Here is a 1324-nt window from a genome sequence, read left to right on the forward strand (position 1 = left end):
GGCGGATTCTAGTGGTGGTTGCAACACCCGTGTTGCTGGTTAATTTGGTTGTGTGATCGTATCATGCCTCGTTGATCAGGTCGAGGATGGCTTCGGATGGTTTCCTGAATCCGAGGGTCTTCCTCGGCCGGTCGTTGAGTTCCTCCGCGACGGCGTCGAGATACGCCTGCGGGTAGACGCCCAGGTCGGTGCCCTTCGGGAAGTACTGGCGCAGCAGGCCGTTCGTGTTCTCGTTCGTGCCGCGCTGCCATGGCGAGTGCGGGTCGCAGAAGTACACGTCCATGTCCAGCGCGGTCGAGATGCGCTTGTGGAGCGCGAGCTCGGAGCCCTGGTCCCACGTCAGCGAGTTGCGCAGCAGCTTGGGCAGGTCGCGCATCCGTTCGATGACGGCCTGCTGGACGTGTTCGGCGTCGTGCCCGTCGGGCAGGTGCAGCAGGATCGTGAACCGTGTGGTGCGCTCCACGAGCGTGCCGATCGCGGTCCTGTTCTGCCTGCCGCAGATCAGGTCGCCCTCCCAATGGCCCGGCACGGCCCGGTCCTCCACCTCGGCCGGCCGCTCCGAGATCATGACCATCGGCTCGCGGAACCGCGGGCGCCGCTCGTTTTCTCCGGTCTTCGGCCGTCGGGCGGTCCTCCCGGAGCGCAGCGCCTTGGAGACCTCCTTGCGCAGTTCGCCTTTTGCCTGGACGTAGATGGCCTGGTAGATCGTCTCGGTGCAGATGTGCATGCTCCCATTATCCGGGAAGTCCTCCCGCAGACGCCCCGCGATCTGTTCCGGACTCCAATGCCGCTTCAACCCGTCGCGGATGTAGTCGAGCAGTCCGGGGACCGAGCGCACCTTCGCGGCCTTCGGCCGGGCAAGCCGTCCCATGCTCACCCGTTGGGCGCGGTTCGGCTCGTATTGCCCCGTGTCCGGGTTCGTGTTGCGCGCGATCTCGCGCGAAACGGATGACGCCGCGCGCCCCAACCGGCCCGCTATCCTGCGGATGCTCCATCCGGCCCGCAGCCAGTCGGCGATGTGCAGACGACTCTCCAAGTCGAGGAACCGCGGGCTGATCTTCTTCGTCTCGTCCATGTCGGGACGATACCAGACCGTCACGGACGGTTTCTCGTTACGACCGGTCGAGCGCGTGCGCCCGTTGCGCCACACCTTGCCCGTGCGTTTCGACACACCCACCGCCTTCGCGGCCTGCGTGTAGTTCATGCCATCGCGGATGAGCTCCACATACCGCTCGCGGCGCGCCTCGCACATCAGGCTCCGGGTCGCGTACTTGACACCGTCGAACACCCACTTGCCCACCTGATCTCTCCTCTCGGATCATCA

At 65.5% G+C, this 1324-nt stretch carries 1 protein-coding gene; it reads right to left on the reverse strand.

Going from position 1 to position 1324, the window contains the following annotated elements; genetic code table 11:
• Positions 1-61: 61 nt before the first annotated feature.
• Positions 62-1252, reverse strand: a complete 1191-nt coding sequence (locus tag JS541_RS14615; RefSeq protein WP_240539397.1) for an IS30 family transposase — start codon at positions 1250-1252, stop codon at positions 62-64.
• Positions 1253-1324 lie beyond the last annotated feature (72 nt).

It is taken from the genome of Bifidobacterium sp. SO1, assembly GCF_018555335.1.
GTDB lineage: Bacteria > Actinomycetota > Actinomycetes > Actinomycetales > Bifidobacteriaceae > Bifidobacterium > Bifidobacterium simiiventris.

Bases quoted from the DNA above. Each gene is read 5' to 3' on its own strand.
- JS541_RS14615 (WP_240539397.1), bottom strand. From the start codon at position 1,252: ATGTGCGAGGCGCGCCGCGAGCGGTATGTGGAGCTCATCCGCGATGGC.